At 65.1% G+C, this 13,938-nt stretch carries 15 protein-coding genes; 5 read left to right on the top strand and 10 right to left on the bottom strand.

Features of this window, described 5'->3' with window-relative positions:
• The first annotated feature begins 300 nt into the window (after window positions 1-300).
• From DFK10_RS15670 to accC, 3 genes are all read left to right on the top strand, one after another.
• Window positions 301-606 (top strand): hypothetical protein, encoded by a 306-nt coding sequence (locus DFK10_RS15670; protein ID WP_109389976.1) that lies wholly within the window; start codon window positions 301-303, stop codon window positions 604-606.
• A 120-nt stretch (window positions 607-726) separates the two neighbouring features.
• A complete protein-coding gene (accB, locus tag DFK10_RS15665) occupies window positions 727-1,224 on the top strand; it encodes an acetyl-CoA carboxylase biotin carboxyl carrier protein (RefSeq protein WP_109389975.1) in 498 nt (165 codons plus the stop codon).
• Between the two features lie 10 nt (window positions 1,225-1,234).
• Window positions 1,235-2,584, top strand: coding sequence for an acetyl-CoA carboxylase biotin carboxylase subunit (gene accC, locus DFK10_RS15660; protein WP_109389974.1), 1,350 nt, complete (start codon window positions 1,235-1,237; stop codon window positions 2,582-2,584).
• A 7-nt stretch (window positions 2,585-2,591) separates the two neighbouring features.
• On the opposite strand, the gene DFK10_RS15655 is transcribed toward accC, so the two are convergent.
• Window positions 2,592-3,296, bottom strand: a complete 705-nt coding sequence (locus tag DFK10_RS15655; RefSeq protein ID WP_109389973.1) for a class I SAM-dependent methyltransferase — start codon at window positions 3,294-3,296, stop codon at window positions 2,592-2,594.
• Window positions 3,297-3,380: 84 nt separating this feature from the next.
• Here DFK10_RS15655 and aat point away from each other — a divergent pair, with 84 nt between their 5' ends.
• The gene (gene aat, locus DFK10_RS15650; protein WP_109389972.1) at window positions 3,381-4,025 is read left to right on the top strand and encodes a leucyl/phenylalanyl-tRNA--protein transferase; all 645 of its coding nucleotides are present in this window, start codon (window positions 3,381-3,383) and stop codon (window positions 4,023-4,025) included.
• Here aat and DFK10_RS16735 read toward each other — a convergent pair.
• From DFK10_RS16735 to DFK10_RS15620, 6 genes are all read right to left on the bottom strand, one after another.
• Entirely contained in the window at window positions 3,989-4,480 is a 492-nt protein-coding gene (locus DFK10_RS16735; protein WP_109389971.1) for a DUF2155 domain-containing protein, read from the bottom strand. The genes aat and DFK10_RS16735 overlap by 37 nt on opposite strands.
• Window positions 4,477-4,926: an outer membrane lipid asymmetry maintenance protein MlaD gene (gene mlaD / locus DFK10_RS15640; RefSeq protein ID WP_109389970.1), complete on the bottom strand. Its 450-nt coding sequence runs from the start codon at window positions 4,924-4,926 to the stop codon at window positions 4,477-4,479. Before mlaD ends, DFK10_RS16735 begins: the two co-directional genes overlap by 4 nt.
• Window positions 4,927-4,931: 5 nt before the next feature.
• On the bottom strand, window positions 4,932-5,315 hold the full coding sequence (locus DFK10_RS15635; protein WP_109389969.1) for an NADH:ubiquinone oxidoreductase subunit NDUFA12: 384 nt from the start codon (window positions 5,313-5,315) through the stop codon (window positions 4,932-4,934).
• A gap of 80 nt (window positions 5,316-5,395) precedes the next feature.
• Window positions 5,396-5,776, bottom strand: a complete 381-nt coding sequence (locus DFK10_RS15630; RefSeq protein ID WP_109389968.1) for a RidA family protein — start codon at window positions 5,774-5,776, stop codon at window positions 5,396-5,398.
• A gap of 59 nt (window positions 5,777-5,835) precedes the next feature.
• On the bottom strand, window positions 5,836-7,098 hold the full coding sequence (gene clpX / locus DFK10_RS15625; protein WP_109389967.1) for an ATP-dependent Clp protease ATP-binding subunit ClpX: 1,263 nt from the start codon (window positions 7,096-7,098) through the stop codon (window positions 5,836-5,838).
• A gap of 131 nt (window positions 7,099-7,229) precedes the next feature.
• Entirely contained in the window at window positions 7,230-7,859 is a 630-nt protein-coding gene (locus tag DFK10_RS15620; RefSeq protein WP_109389966.1) for an ATP-dependent Clp protease proteolytic subunit, read from the bottom strand.
• Window positions 7,860-7,999: 140 nt separating this feature from the next.
• On the opposite strand from DFK10_RS15620, the gene DFK10_RS15615 reads away from it, so the two are divergent.
• Window positions 8,000-9,166: an FAD-binding domain-containing protein gene (locus DFK10_RS15615; RefSeq protein WP_109389965.1), complete on the top strand. Its 1,167-nt coding sequence runs from the start codon at window positions 8,000-8,002 to the stop codon at window positions 9,164-9,166.
• 17 nt (window positions 9,167-9,183) lie between these two features.
• Here DFK10_RS15615 and DFK10_RS15610 read toward each other — a convergent pair whose 3' ends face one another.
• The 3 genes from DFK10_RS15610 to DFK10_RS15600 are packed head-to-tail and all read right to left on the bottom strand — an operon-like array spanning window position 9,184 to window position 13,909.
• On the bottom strand, window positions 9,184-10,353 hold the full coding sequence (locus tag DFK10_RS15610; protein WP_109389964.1) for an HlyD family type I secretion periplasmic adaptor subunit: 1,170 nt from the start codon (window positions 10,351-10,353) through the stop codon (window positions 9,184-9,186).
• Complete coding sequence (locus DFK10_RS15605) at window positions 10,353-12,578, bottom strand: ATP-binding cassette domain-containing protein (protein ID WP_109389963.1); 2,226 nt, start codon at window positions 12,576-12,578, stop codon at window positions 10,353-10,355. Before DFK10_RS15605 ends, DFK10_RS15610 begins: the two co-directional genes overlap by 1 nt.
• Window positions 12,575-13,909, bottom strand: a complete 1,335-nt coding sequence (locus DFK10_RS15600) for a TolC family protein (RefSeq protein ID WP_146193287.1) — start codon at window positions 13,907-13,909, stop codon at window positions 12,575-12,577. Before DFK10_RS15600 ends, DFK10_RS15605 begins: the two co-directional genes overlap by 4 nt.
• Window positions 13,910-13,938 lie beyond the last annotated feature (29 nt).

Genomic DNA, 13,938 nt, shown 5'->3' with positions numbered 1-13,938 from the left:
CCCGCTCCGGCAAGATCATGCGCCGCATCCTGCGCAAAATCGCCGAGAACGACTACGGCAGCCTCGGCGACACCTCAACCCTCGCAGACCCCTCCGTCGTCGATGACCTCATCGAAAACAGGATGAATCGATAGGCAAGCGCCGCTTTCATCAAGGACGGGCCGCCTTTCGAGGCGGCCCGTTTCATTTTACGCAAATCCGCCGCAGTTTGCCCCGTATTTCCCTTCTCCGTTAGCGATTTCGGCGCGCGAATCTGGCATGATATCCGGTGGTGGGGGTTTCATGAGTGGAGCCCTGAAAATGGAACTGTCCGCACTTCCCGGTTTTGCACCCGCCCCGCTGGTGCAGCCCGACACCCGCCCGGCCGCCGATACGGTTGCATTGGCCCGCGATGCGACCCCGGACCTGCCCTTGCCGGTGCCGCCGGTCCCTTCGCAACAGGCGCTGATCGGCCAGGCCGCGCTGCGCGGCAGCGAACCGGATGCCCGTGCCCGCCCCGATGCCCCGGTGACCGAGGCAGAGCGCACGCTCAAACCCTATGGCATCGCCATGCTGCCAGAACGCGCCAGCGACGACGGCGCCGGCTCCGGACAGCGCGACGGCTGAACCCGCGCGCATTTTTCGAGGCCCCGCTTTCCACAGCCGTTCCCTTGGTGTATGTGCGATTGGAACGGATGCGTTCCAAAGCGTCCGCGAAAAGGTGACAGGCAACCGGCTGAGGAAAGAATGACCAAGAAAACGCCGCACGAGTCCGATGTAAGTTTCATCCAGGCGCTGGCCGAACTGCTTCACGAAAACGACCTGACCGAGCTTCAGGTCAAGCGTGACTACGGCGAGAACGACAGCCTGAATGTGCGCGTAAGCCGCCAGACCCAGATGCAGCCCGCACCGGCGGCACAGCACGTTGCGGCCGCTCCGGCACCCGTCGCTTCGGCGCCGGCCCCCGCCCCCGCCCCGGAAGCGGCGAGCGAGGGCGACCCGGCCAGCCACCCCGGCGCTGTGACCTCGCCCATGGTCGGCACCGTCTACCTGCAACCCGAACCGGGCGCACCGGCCTTCATCTCGGTCGGCGCACAGGTCAGCGAGGGGGACACCCTGCTGATCGTCGAGGCGATGAAGACCATGAACCACATCCCCGCGCCGAAATCCGGCACGGTCAAGCGTATCCTCGTGGGCGACGGCGACCCGGTCGAGTTCGGCACACCGCTCGTCGTGGTCGAGTAAGGGGCCGCAGATGTTCGACAAGATCCTGATCGCGAACCGGGGCGAGATCGCGCTGCGGGTCATCCGGGCCTGCCGCGAAATGGGCATTGCCAGCGTCGCCGTGCACTCCACGGCCGACGCCGACGCAATGCATGTGCGGATGGCCGATGAAAGCGTCTGCATCGGCCCCGCCCCCAGTCCGCAGAGCTATCTGAACTATCCGGCCATCATCTCGGCGGCCGAGGTGACGGGGGCGCAGGCGATCCATCCGGGCTATGGCTTCCTGTCGGAAAACGCGCAATTCGTGCAGATCGTCGAGGACCACGACCTGACCTTCATCGGCCCCACCGCCGAGCATATCCGGGTGATGGGCGACAAGATCACCGCCAAGGACACGATGAAGGCGCTTGGCGTGCCTTGCGTACCCGGATCCGATGGCGGCGTCGACAGCCTTGAAGACGCCATGCGTATCGGCGAAGAGATCGGCTACCCGGTCATCGTCAAGGCGACCGCCGGCGGCGGCGGGCGCGGCATGAAGGTGGCGCAGAACGCCGAGGAGATGAAAAGCGCGTTCCAGACCGCGCGGGCCGAGGGCAAGGCCGCCTTTGGCAACCCTGATGTCTATATCGAGAAATACCTGACCACGCCGCGTCACATCGAGATCCAGGTCTTCGGTGATGGCAAGGGCAAGGCAGTGCATCTGGGTGAACGCGACTGTTCCCTGCAGCGCCGCCACCAGAAGGTTTTCGAAGAGGCCCCCGGCCCCGCGATCAGCGCCGAGGAACGTGCCCGCATCGGCAAGACCTGCGCCGATGCCGTGGCCAAGATCAACTATATCGGCGCCGGCACGATCGAGTTCCTTTACGAGAAGGGCGAGTTCTATTTCATCGAGATGAACACCCGCCTGCAGGTCGAACACCCGGTGACCGAGGCGATCTTCGGCCAGGACCTTGTGCGCGAACAGATCCGCGTGGCCTCGGGCCTGCCCCTGTCGTTCAACCAGGATGACCTGGAGATCAACGGCCATGCCATCGAGGTGCGGATCAACGCCGAGAAACTGCCGAATTTCGCGCCCTGCCCCGGCAAGATCACCCAGTTCCATCAGCCCGGCGGGCTTGGTGTCCGGATGGACAGCGCGCTTTATGACGGCTATTCCATTCCGCCCTATTACGACAGCCTGATCGGCAAGCTGATCGTGCATGGCCGCGACCGGCCCGAGGCATTGGCGCGTCTGGCCCGTGCCCTTGGAGAGCTGATCGTGGACGGCATCGACACCACCGTGCCGCTGTTTCATGCGCTGTTGCAGGAAGAGGCCGTCCAGACAGGGGACTACAACATCCACTGGCTGGAACACTGGCTGGAAGAAAACCTGCCGGCGTGACGCACCGCTAGAGGCCGCGTGGCCGCATCACGCAGGTGGCCCGCCGTGCCCCTTTGGTTCGGAAATAGTCGGGGACACCCGTGCGGTCATCCAGTGCGTCCCAATCGGACCAGTCCAGGTCAAGATCGAGGCATTCGGCGATCACTTCCAGCGCGCGAAAGCTCATCACCCCCTTGACCGCCTCGTGCTGGCCCGCGATCTGAGGAAGCGCGTTCAGCGGCTTGTCTGTTTTTTCACGCGACAGGTGAATCGTCGCGCCGGGGCGCTGCACGAACTCACTGTCGACGATGATCAGTTTCGGCTTGAGCTTGCGCAGGCTGATGAACAGCCGCAGGTGATCCATGATGTGATAGAGAATGCCGAACACCGCGATCACGTCATAGGTTTCGCCCGCCTCCACGGCCTTGTCGATCTCGTCGAACAGGTCGCCGACCCGCATGTCGATCGTCTTGCGAAGCTTGGCGTCCGGATAGTCGGCCAGTCGCGCCGCGGTCTCCGCACGCCCTTCGATTCCCACGACTTTCTTCGCCCCCGCCCCGGCAAAGGCATAGGACCAACGCCCGTCATAGGCGCCCAAATCGAGAACCGTCGCACCCTTGATCTCGTCCAGGAAAGGTTCGATCAGGACATCGCGCCGCTTGTTCAGCCGCAGCGCCGCCTTGGGATTGTCCATGTAGGCATCCAGGTCGGAAACGAAATCGAAAAACCCCATCTCGGCACACTCCTTGTTACCGTGGATACATTGCCGATATGATGATCCGGAACAAGATACCCTGACCCGGCCGGTGTAAGAGTGATGCGGCAAGGACTCTCTGCGGATACGTTGCTTGCCGCCTATGCCAGCGGCATCTTTCCGATGGCCGAGAACGAGGACGACCCGGAACTGTTCTGGGTCGATCCGCGCCAGCGCGGCATCCTGCCCCTGGATGGCTTCCATATCTCCCGGTCGCTTGCCCGCACCCTGCGTGCCGAACGCTTCCAGGTCACATTCGGCACAGATTTCCCCGGTGTCGTCGCGGGCTGCGCGGATCGCCCGGAAACCTGGATCAACGCCACGTTGCGGGCGCTCTATGAAGAGTTGGCCCACCGGGGGCATGCGCATTCCTGCGAGATTCGCGATGCGGAGGGGTCACTTGTGGGCGGGGTGTTCGGCATCACCCTGGGCGCGGCGTTCTTCGGGGAGAGCATGTTCTCGCGTCGCACCGATGCCTCGAAGGTCGCGCTGGCGCACCTGGTCGACAGGCTGCGGCTGGGTGGCTTCACCCTGTTCGACACCCAGTTCATCACACCGCATCTGCGGAGCCTGGGGGGCCTCGAAATCCCCAGGGGCGCCTATCGTCAACGGCTGGCCGAGGCGCTGGACCGCCGCGCCCATTTTGATGCCACAAGCCCTCCGCCGACCGGTCAGGAATTGGTGCAGCGCAACGCCCAGACATCGTAGCGCTGGTGATCCAGCGCGTTCAGCGCCGGGGCACTGGCGATCATCCAACCACGGAAAATCGGCTCGGGCGCGTTGTTGTAGTGGATTGTCAGCAACATGTAGGCGTCGCCCGAGGGATTGCCGGTCGGAAAGCGGCATTCCCCCATCTCGACCGACAGGTTGCCGACCTCGGCACGCTCGCCATTGGCAAGGTCAAGGTCGCGCACCGTGCCGGTGATCTTGTCGAGAACACGCAGCGTGCCGCCAGCCGCCGTCGTCGCAGCGGGCGCAAGGGCGGTTTCGGTCGGGGTCTCTTCCGGTTGATCGGCCGCCCCGAGCCCATCGAGGGTCGGCTGCTGGGGATCGCTCTCGAAGAGGTCCGGATCGGAAAGGTCCAGCGGGGGAAGGTCGCCCGTGTCCTGTGCAGCGGCGGCCCCGGCGACAAGAATAGCGGCGAGGGCCAGCGTCCGGATCATTCCTCGTCCCCGCCCGAGACGAACTTGGTCAGCAATTGAATCACGCTGACCGCGCCTTGGGTGTTCGTGACAACCTGCCCCTCTTCGAGATAGGCGAAGGAACCACCCGGCACGATCTCGACGAAGGTGCCGCCCAGAAGCCCCTCGGAGGCCACCACGGCGGCGCTGTCATCGGGGATGGCGATCCCCTCGCGAATGCTCAGCACCGCCTCGGCGCGATAGGTTTCGGGGTTCAGCGACAGATCGGTCACGGCGCCTACGGACACGCCGGCCAGCCGGATGTCGGTGCCCACGGTCAGCCCCTCGGCAGAGCGGAAATTGGCGCTCAGGTCATAGCTGTCCGACCGGTCGCCCAGCCCGGTCGCCTGGGTGAAATACCACAGGAACCCCGCGGCCACGGCCAGGACCAGCGCGCCCGTTATCACCTCTGTCGTGGTTTCGCGCATGCGCCTTACTCCGGCGTCCAGGCCTCGTAATCCGACCGGGGCATCGGCTCGGCCCGACGGATCGACCCCTTGGGCGCATAAGCCTGCGCGGTGCCGGTCAGGTTCGGAATATGCGGCTTTTCCCAGTCCTTGTGGACCAGGGGCTTGTCGCTGGGCGGCTCGTCCCAGGTGCGGTGCAGCCAGCCGTGCCAGTCGGGGGAGATCCGGCTGCCCTCGACCTCGCCATTGAAGATGACCCAGCGCTTGCTGTCATCGGCGTTGCGGTAATAGGTGTTGCCCTGCTCGTCCTCGCCCACCTTCTCGCCCTTGCGCCAGGTGAAAAGCTGCGTGCCGAGGGTCTGGCCATCCCACCAGACAAAGATGCGCTTGATGAAGTTGAGGACGCCCATTGTGCTCTCCTGACTGTTGGGACGGGTATGCCGAATTGGCGCGCGACAGTCCAGAGCCTGCGTGCCGTCAAGGCGGGTTTTCACCGTGGCAGGCGGGCCGTGACCTCGATCTCGATCTTCATTTCGGGCGTTTGCAGGGCCGCGGACAGCATCGTTGCGGCCGGTCTGGCGCGGGCGAAGGCTGCCGAGGTGATCGGCCAGCATTTCGGCCACTGCGCCGCATCGGGCACGATGTAGCGCACGCGGACAACATCATCGAGCCCCGCGCCCGCCTCGTTAAGGGCCGCCTCGATCGTAGCCAGCGTGTTGCGGCACTGGTCCTCGATCGCGTCCGGCATTGTCATGGTGGCATAGTCGTAACCGGTGGTTCCCGCGACGAAGACCCAGCCATCGCAGACAACGGCCCGCGAATAGCCGATCTGTTCCTCGAAGGGCGATCCGGTGGAGATGCGGTCGGTCATGCCTGCCCCGAAATGAAAAAGGGCGGCATCGATGCCGCCCCTGAACCCGTTTGATCCGGTCAGCCCGCGCTGGCGCTTTCCTTCTTGCCCTCGTCATGGATCATCAGCGGCGCGGCATCGGCGCCCACCGCCTCTTCGTTGACGACGACCTCGGTCACCGTGTCCATGCCGGGCAGGTCGAACATGGTATCCAGCAGGATGTCCTCCATGATCGAGCGCAGGCCACGTGCACCGGTCTTGCGTTCGATGGCACGTTTGGCGATGGCACGCAGGGCGTCATCGGTAAAGGTCAGCTGCGCGTCTTCCAACTCGAACAGGCGCTGGTACTGCTTGACCAATGCGTTCTTCGGCTCGGTCAGGATGGTGATCAGCGCGTCTTCGTCCAGATCTTCGAGGGTCGCGATGACCGGCAGACGGCCAACGAATTCCGGGATCAGGCCGAATTTAAGAAGGTCCTCGGGTTCAAGATCCTGAAAGACCTCGCCCACGCCGCGATCATCGTTGTCGCGCACATCGGCGCCAAAGCCCATGGCACTGCCCTTGCCGCGCTGGGAAATGATCTTGTCGAGGCCCGCAAAGGCGCCACCGCAAATGAACAGGATGTTCGTGGTGTCCACCTGCAGGAATTCCTGCTGCGGATGCTTGCGCCCGCCCTGCGGCGGCACGGAGGCGACGGTGCCTTCCATGATCTTCAGCAAGGCCTGCTGCACGCCCTCGCCCGACACATCGCGGGTGATCGAGGGGTTGTCGGACTTGCGAGTGATCTTGTCGACCTCGTCGATATAGACGATGCCGCGCTGCGCCCGTTCCACGTTGTATTCGCTGGCCTGCAGCAGCTTGAGGATGATGTTTTCCACGTCCTCGCCCACGTAACCGGCCTCGGTCAGCGTGGTTGCGTCGGCCATGGTGAAGGGCACGTCGAGGATACGCGCCAGCGTCTGCGCCAGCAGCGTCTTGCCGCAGCCCGTCGGACCGATCAGCAGGATGTTCGACTTGGCCAGTTCGATATCGGCCTTGTCGGCGTGGTTGAGGCGTTTGTAGTGGTTGTGAACCGCAACCGACAGCACCCGCTTGGCCATCGCCTGACCGATCACGTAATCGTCCAGAACGGTGCAGATATCCTGCGGCGTCGGCACACCTTCGGACGATTTGAGCGACGAGGATTTCGTCTCTTCGCGGATGATATCCATGCACAGCTCGACACATTCGTCGCAGATGAACACGGTCGGTCCCGCGATCAGTTTGCGCACCTCGTGCTGGCTCTTGCCGCAAAAGCTGCAATAGAGCGTGTTTTTGCTGTCTCCGCCTGACGTGTCCGCCATGTCGTCTTTCCCTGGCCAATGGCCGCTTGATTTCGTTCGGGCTGCCCCGGTTTTTCGGACTCTAGGACAGCCCAGAGGTGTTCACAATCCCGAATTCGGAACCGGCGGGGTTAGCCCCCGCCATCCGGAGATCAGCTGTCGCCGTCGTCGCCCTTGTCGCGGGCTTCGACGATTTCGTCGATCAGGCCCCAGGCCTTGGCCTCTTCGGGATCCATGAAATTGTCGCGTTCCAGCGCCGCCTCGACCTTCTTGTAGGTGTTGCCGGTGTGCTTGACGTAGATCTCGTTGAGACGCTTTTTCAGCTTCATCGTCTCTTCGGCGTGGATCATGATGTCGGTCGCCTGGCCTTGGTAGCCGCCCGAGGGCTGGTGCACCATGATGCGGCTGTTGGGCAGCGAAAAGCGCATCCCCGGCTCGCCGGCGGTGAGCAGCAGCGAGCCCATGGAGGCCGCCTGCCCCACCACAAGGGTCGAGACCTTGGGCCGGATGTATTGCATCGTGTCGTAGATCGACAGCCCCGAGGTCACGACCCCGCCCGGACTGTTGATATACATCGAGATTTCCTTTTTCGGGTTCTCGGCCTCAAGATGCAACAGCTGGGCGACGACAAGCTGGCTCATGCCGTCATGGACCGGGCCGTTGACGAAGATGATGCGTTCCTTGAGCAGGCGCGAGAAGATGTCATAGGCCCGTTCGCCACGGCTGGTCTGTTCCACCACCATGGGAACGAGGTTCATATAGGTCTCGATGGGATCTTGCATTTGGCTCTGCCTCGGAACTTGGGACGGTGTCGTCGTTAAAGTGATTTCCTTGAGCGAGTCTTAGTGGTGCGGCCAAGGGGCTTCAAGGGCAACCGGACCGGGCCTTGAGGATCGGGCGCGCGCCGCTAGCTAACCCGGTCATGGAGTTCATCCCCACCAGAGAGGCCGGACTGGCCCGCCTGAACGCCTTCCTGCCGCAGGCCGGTCGTGCCTATGCGGCTGGTCGCAACTACGACGAACCCGACAGCGTGTCCGGCCTGTCGCCCTACCTGCGTCACCGGATCGTGACCGAGCCGGAGCTGCTTGAGGCCGTGCTGAGCCGTCACACCCCCGCGGCAGCCGAGAAATTCATCCAGGAGGTCTATTGGCGGACCTACTGGAAAGGCTGGCTGGAAATGCGCCCGACGGTCTGGGCACAATACCGCACCGGGTTGCGCGCGGCCTTGAACCGGGTGCAGACCGAGGCCGGCTTGCGGCGGGCCTGGAAAGCTGCCTGCGCGGGCGAGACCGGCATCGACGCCTTCGACCACTGGGCGCAGGAGCTTGCCGCGACCGGCTACCTGCACAATCACGCCCGGATGTGGTTCGCCTCGATCTGGGTATTCACCCTTCGGTTGCCATGGGAGTTGGGCGCGGACTTTTTCCTGAGGCACCTGCTGGACGGCGATCCGGCCTCGAACACGCTGGGCTGGCGTTGGGTTGCGGGGCTGCAGACGCCGGGCAAGACCTACCTGGCGCGCCCCGACAATATCGCCACCTACACGCGCGGGCGCTTCCGGCCCATGGGCCTTGCGCAAGAGGCCCCGCCACTGGACGGCCCGCCGGCCCCGCCCCGGATGGTCCCTCCGACAGGCGATACGCCCCCAAAGGGCCGCATCGGCGTTCTTCTGACCGAGGATGACCTGTCACCGGATTGGCTGTTGGACCGGGTCGATGCGGCAGACGTCGCGGTCTTCGACGGCACGGCCCTGCGCAGCCCCCTGCATGTCAGCCAGAACGTGCAGGCCTTCGTCACGGGCGCTCTGGCGGATCTGGACAACCGCATCGGCCCGGTTCGACGCCTTGCCACGCCAGAGGACGTAACCCGCTGGGCCGAAGGGTTCGAAGCCATTGCCCTGCCACATCCCCCGGTGGGTGCGACCGCCGATGCCTTGCACGCCGCTATGGATGGCACACGCACGCATCGGATGCTGCGCGATCATGACCGGATGGCATGGCCAAACGCCACGGCCGGGTTCTTCAAGTTCAAGAAAAGGATTCCCGAGTTGCTGAAAGCGCATGACCGGCAGGCCGATCTTTTCGGCTAGGTCGGAGCCCCTTGGCGCTACGGTTCGCGCAGCGCTTCCTGCCCGCGATAGAGCGGCTTGGTCAGGTATTGCAGCACCGTGCGTTCGCCGGTGTGCAATTCCACGTCGGCCTGCATGCCGGGGCGGATCTCGATGGCTTTCTGGCGGTCGCTCAGATCGGTCCGGTCCACCCGCACCGTCACCCGGTAATGCGGCGGGGCGTTGGGGTCGCGCTCGTCCTCGAACGTGTCGGCCGAGACCAGCGTGACCTCGCCCGACAGGCTGCCATGGATGGTATAGTCATAGGCCGACAGCTTGATCGTCGCGGCCTGCCCGGTGCGGACATTGGCGATGTCCTGCGGTTTCACCTGTGCCTCGATGAACAATTCGTCATCCAGCGGAATGATCTGCATGATCTCTTCGCCCGGTCGCACCACGCCGCCGATCGTCGTCACGGCCAGGTTGTTGACCACCCCCCGCATGGGCGAGGTGATGATCGTGCGTTCCAGCCGGTCCTGGGCCAGGCGCAGGTCCTGCCGCAAGGTGGCCATGGCCTGCAGGGTGTCGGAATATTCGCTGGCCCGGTCCAGCTCGGCCCGGGTGACGATCTCGTTATAGGCGTTTTCCGCATCCGAATGGGCCTTTCGGGCGCGGGTCACCTCGATCAGGGCCGCGATGTCGCGGGCGTGCAGGTCTTCCATGACCTGCAGTTCGCGAGCGGTTTCAGCCATGATGCGGCGCGCACCCTCGGTTCGGCTGGTGAAATCGGATTGCCGCGCGTTCAGCAGGGTCCGTTCCGAGGCGACGATCTCGGGGCTGAACTCGGCGATCTGCGCCGGCACCTCGAAATCGAACTGGCCGGCCATCTCGGCTTCGAGCCGCAGGCGCCGGACCTCGGCGGCGACCAGCTGTTCGCGAAGATCGGCGACCTTGGTTTCGAACTGGGTGGCCTGCAACCGGGCCAGAACCTGCCCGGCTTCGACCACGCTGCCTTCATGCACGGCCAGTTCCGCCAGCATCCCGCCTTCGAGGTTCTGGATGATCTGCGGCCGCGAGGACGAGACGACCTCGCCGCGGGCGCGCACGATCTCGTCGATCCAGGCGAATTTCGCCCAGACCAGAAAGACCAGCACCGTGGCCCCCACCAGCCAAGTCATCAGGCTGGGGCCACGCATCCGGCTGTCGAATTCCTGTTCGATCGTCGCCATTACGCCCCGGCCCCCGCCGTTTGCAGATGCGAAAGCACCTGTTCACGCGGCCCGTCCACGGCCAGACGCCCGTCTTGCAGGATCACCGTCCGGTCGGTCAGTTCAAGGATCGGCACACGGTGCGTCGCGATGACAGCCGTGCGGCCTTTCAGCCATGTTTCAAGCCGGCTCACCAATGTCTTTTCCAGCGTCTGGTCCAGCGCGGCGGTCGGTTCGTCCAGCAGGCAGACCGCCGGGTCCTGCAGCCACATCCGTGCCCAGCCGATGGATTGACGCTGGCCGATGGACAGCCCCTCGCCCCCGTCCAAGATGTCAAGATCCAGACCCTTGGGGTGGTTGCGTACGAAAGGGCCAAGCCCGGCAAAATCAAGCGCCTGCATCAGCCGGTCGTCGTCGCGTTCCAGAAGCGTCAGGTTGAGGTTCTCCCGCAGGGTGCCGGAAAACAGGCGCACTTCCTGGCTGAGATAGCCGATGGACCGGCGAAGATCGCGCGGCATGACCTGCCCCATATCGGTGCCGTCGATCAATACGCGCCCTTTGCCGGGCCGGTAGATGCCCGACAGCAATTTCAGCAGCGTGGACTTGCCCGAGCCATTGGCACCCAGGATCGCCACATGCTGACCGGCGGTGATCTTCAGCCCCGGGATGTCCAGCGTCTGGCCGCTGTCCTCGTCATAGCAGAAGCCGATCTCGCGCAGCTCGTAATCGCCACGCAGGGTTTCACGGCGCAGATACTGGCGGCCCGCTTCCTCGTCCTGTTCGGCAAGGGCGACCTCGTCCAGCGCCTCAAGGGCGGCCTTGACATTGGACCAGCGCGCCATGGTCGCGGCCAGTTGCGTCAAAGGCCCCAGCGTGCGGCTGGTCAGGATACCCACCGCGATGATCGTGCCGACGGTGAATTCACCCATGAAGACCATGAAGGTGCCGGTGACCACGGCAGCGACATAGGTGGCCTGTTGCACCCCCTGCGCCCAGAAGGTCAACGTGCTGGACAGCTTGCGTTGCTCCGCCGTAGCAACCGAGGTGACGGCGGACAATTCCGACCACAGCCGCTTGAACCGGTCCTCGCCACGCTGCGCCTTGATCGTGTCGGCCTCGTAGATCACCTCGTGCAGCAGCTTGTTGGCCTTGGTCGACGCGCCCTGGGTCTGCTCGGTCAGTGCGATCATGCGCCGTTGCAGGAAGAAAGAGGGCAGCACCATCAGGATGCCGCCGATGAACAGCACCCAGACAACATGACCGCCGATACTGGCCACCAACGCCAGGAACAGTACGATGAAGGGCAGGTCCGTCAAAGTCCCGATTGTCGAGGCGGTGAAGAACTCGCGCACCGCGCCGAATTCGCGCACCGCCGAGAACAGACCCGAGGGCGTCTGCCCCGCCTTGCCGCGCCGCATGCCAAGCAGGCGGTCCATCAACAGGGCCTGCACCCGCAGCTCGATCTTGCGTCCGGCCCCGTCCATCAGGCGGGCGCGGGCGATGCGCAGGAACGCCTCCAGCAGCATCGCCAAACCGGCTCCGATGGCCAGAACCCAGAGCGTCGCGGTGGATTGATGCGGGATCACCCGGTCATAGACCTGCAAGGAAAACAGCGCCACGGCCACCGCCAGCAGGTTCGCCACGAAAGAGCCGAAGGCGACCTCCAGCATCTGACGGCGGAAATGCACCATCTCGCCCCAGAACCAATGGGCGCTGCGGCTCGTCTTGCCATGGGTTTTCGCCAGGTCCGACACCGCGCGGTCGGCGCGCAGCACCTCGCCCGCGAAAACCGGCAGGAACTCGGCCGCCGGCACTTCGGCGCGATTGTCGGCACAAGTGGTGTCATAGATCGTGAAGCCGGCCTCGGACTGCTCCAGCACCAGAACGACCTGCCCGCTGGTCATCCGGGCGATGGCAGGCCACAGATCGGGCGTGGGGCGCTTGACCCGGCGCGTGGCGGCAACCAGCCCGGCCTCGCTCAGCACCCCGGCCAGGGCCTGCGGGGTCACGTCATCGGACTTGGGCCCGAGGCGTTCCAGCAGGTCGGTCGGCAACAGGTCGACCCCCAGCAACCCGGCATAGGTCGCCGCAAGCTCGGCACGGTGGCGGGCCCGGGCGCTGAAGCGATCATCGCGCGGGGCGGGCGCTTCGGGTTGCGCGGTCCGGTGGGCCGCATCCGTCGCCCGACGCGTCAGCTTGCCGCCGCGCGTGGCGTTGATATCGAAGGCGAGGACCGGGCCGCTCAAATCTTCTCTCCATCGACGAGCGCGCCATGCAGTGCGGCCAGTTTCAACTCGATCCGGGCGATGTCATAGCGCAGCTTCACGAGGTCGCGCTCCGCGTTCACGCGGGTCTGGAAAACGCCCACCACCTCGGGAACGCTGCGCTGGCCGGCCTGCAATTGTTCCTCGAACAGCTCGTAAGTGGCGCGGGCCCGGTCCAGCAGACCCTGCGCCTCGGCCTGTTGGCGGCGCAGCGAGGCCAGCTGGCTGTTCAATCCGGCGATTTCGCGCGCCGCGTCCTCGCGGGCCTGGCCAGTGCGGGCGGCGGCGACCTGTTCCTGTGCCTCCAGCGCGCGCATATCGGCCCCCATGCTCAGGCTCAGCCCATTGGCCGCACCGACATTGACGCCCATGCTGTTGCCGTTGCTGCCGACCGAGCCGCTGAGGGTGGCGCCGGGCAGGAAACCGGCCCGCGCCGCGCGCGCCTCGGCCACGGCGCGGCGGGCCTCGGCCTCGGCCTTCATGACGCTGAGAGGCTGGGCATTGGCGGCAGGAGCACGGGCCCCGGACAGCCCCTCGATCCCGGCGAGCGGCATGGCCGACATCGCCGACAATTCCGCCATGGCGGTCTGCGCGGCCTCGTCGTCCGATGCCATGTCAGACCGCATCTGCGCCAGCCTTTGCCCCACGAATTGCAGATCGCTGCGATCGTCGATCCCGGCCCGCACCCGTTCGGACATGATATAGTTCAGCCGCTCCATCCGGGCCATCGCGCCGCGCGTCACGCCGGCCCGCGCCACGGCGGATTGGGCATCCAGGTAGAGCGACAGCGCCTGATAGACGCGGTCATTGGTGTCCTGGGCCAGCGCCACGGCGGCCACTTCCACATCGGCGCGGGCAAAGGCGCGCTCGGCCTTCTTGCCGCCGTTGTCGAACAGCACCTGGTCCACAACCAGCGTCGAGACGACCGACCCAAGCGAGGTCAGGCTGACCTGCGGACCCAGCGTGGGCAGCCAGTTGCGGTCGCGCGCCTCGTCGCGCAGCATTGCGGCGCGCAGATCCGCCTCGGCAGCGCGGGAATTGGCCGCCAGCACCGCCCGCGAGACCTGTGCATAGGCGCCCTCTTCCAGCACGGATTGACGGTTCAGCAGCGCGTCGATCAGTTCGGAGCGTTCGCCATTGGCCATTTCGGGCCGAAGCGCGGCGCTGTCTTCGACCGTCGCGGTCTGGCTATCCCGCGCCAGGAAGTCCAGTCCCGACCGGGCGGGTAAATCGGACAGGTCCATGCAGCCAGACAGGGCCAGGCATCCGCTCAGAAGCGCCGCCCCGATCCGAGCTGTGCTGCCCTGTCCCACTCGTATCCCCGTTACCGCCGTCCGTGTCG

It is taken from the genome of Salibaculum griseiflavum (assembly GCF_003129565.1).
GTDB lineage: Bacteria > Pseudomonadota > Alphaproteobacteria > Rhodobacterales > Rhodobacteraceae > Salibaculum > Salibaculum griseiflavum.
Note: the sequence above shows the minus strand (reverse complement) of the source record. Positions and strands in the feature narration are given on the sequence as shown.

What these genes read in the sequence shown, in the direction of transcription:
- DFK10_RS15670 (WP_109389976.1), top strand. Translation starts at nt 301, where the DNA reads ATGGAACTGTCCGCACTTCCCGGTTTTGCACCCGCCCCGCTGGTGCAG.
- accB (WP_109389975.1), top strand. Translation starts at nt 727, where the DNA reads ATGACCAAGAAAACGCCGCACGAGTCCGATGTAAGTTTCATCCAGGCG.
- accC (WP_109389974.1), top strand. Translation starts at nt 1,235, where the DNA reads ATGTTCGACAAGATCCTGATCGCGAACCGGGGCGAGATCGCGCTGCGG.
- DFK10_RS15655 (WP_109389973.1), bottom strand. Translation starts at nt 3,296, where the DNA reads ATGGGGTTTTTCGATTTCGTTTCCGACCTGGATGCCTACATGGACAAT.
- aat (WP_109389972.1), top strand. Translation starts at nt 3,381, where the DNA reads ATGCGGCAAGGACTCTCTGCGGATACGTTGCTTGCCGCCTATGCCAGC.
- DFK10_RS16735 (WP_109389971.1), bottom strand. Translation starts at nt 4,480, where the DNA reads ATGATCCGGACGCTGGCCCTCGCCGCTATTCTTGTCGCCGGGGCCGCC.
- mlaD (WP_109389970.1), bottom strand. Translation starts at nt 4,926, where the DNA reads ATGCGCGAAACCACGACAGAGGTGATAACGGGCGCGCTGGTCCTGGCC.
- DFK10_RS15635 (WP_109389969.1), bottom strand. Translation starts at nt 5,315, where the DNA reads ATGGGCGTCCTCAACTTCATCAAGCGCATCTTTGTCTGGTGGGATGGC.
- DFK10_RS15630 (WP_109389968.1), bottom strand. Translation starts at nt 5,776, where the DNA reads ATGACCGACCGCATCTCCACCGGATCGCCCTTCGAGGAACAGATCGGC.
- clpX (WP_109389967.1), bottom strand. Translation starts at nt 7,098, where the DNA reads ATGGCGGACACGTCAGGCGGAGACAGCAAAAACACGCTCTATTGCAGC.
- DFK10_RS15620 (WP_109389966.1), bottom strand. Translation starts at nt 7,859, where the DNA reads ATGCAAGATCCCATCGAGACCTATATGAACCTCGTTCCCATGGTGGTG.
- DFK10_RS15615 (WP_109389965.1), top strand. Translation starts at nt 8,000, where the DNA reads ATGGAGTTCATCCCCACCAGAGAGGCCGGACTGGCCCGCCTGAACGCC.
- DFK10_RS15610 (WP_109389964.1), bottom strand. Translation starts at nt 10,353, where the DNA reads ATGGCGACGATCGAACAGGAATTCGACAGCCGGATGCGTGGCCCCAGC.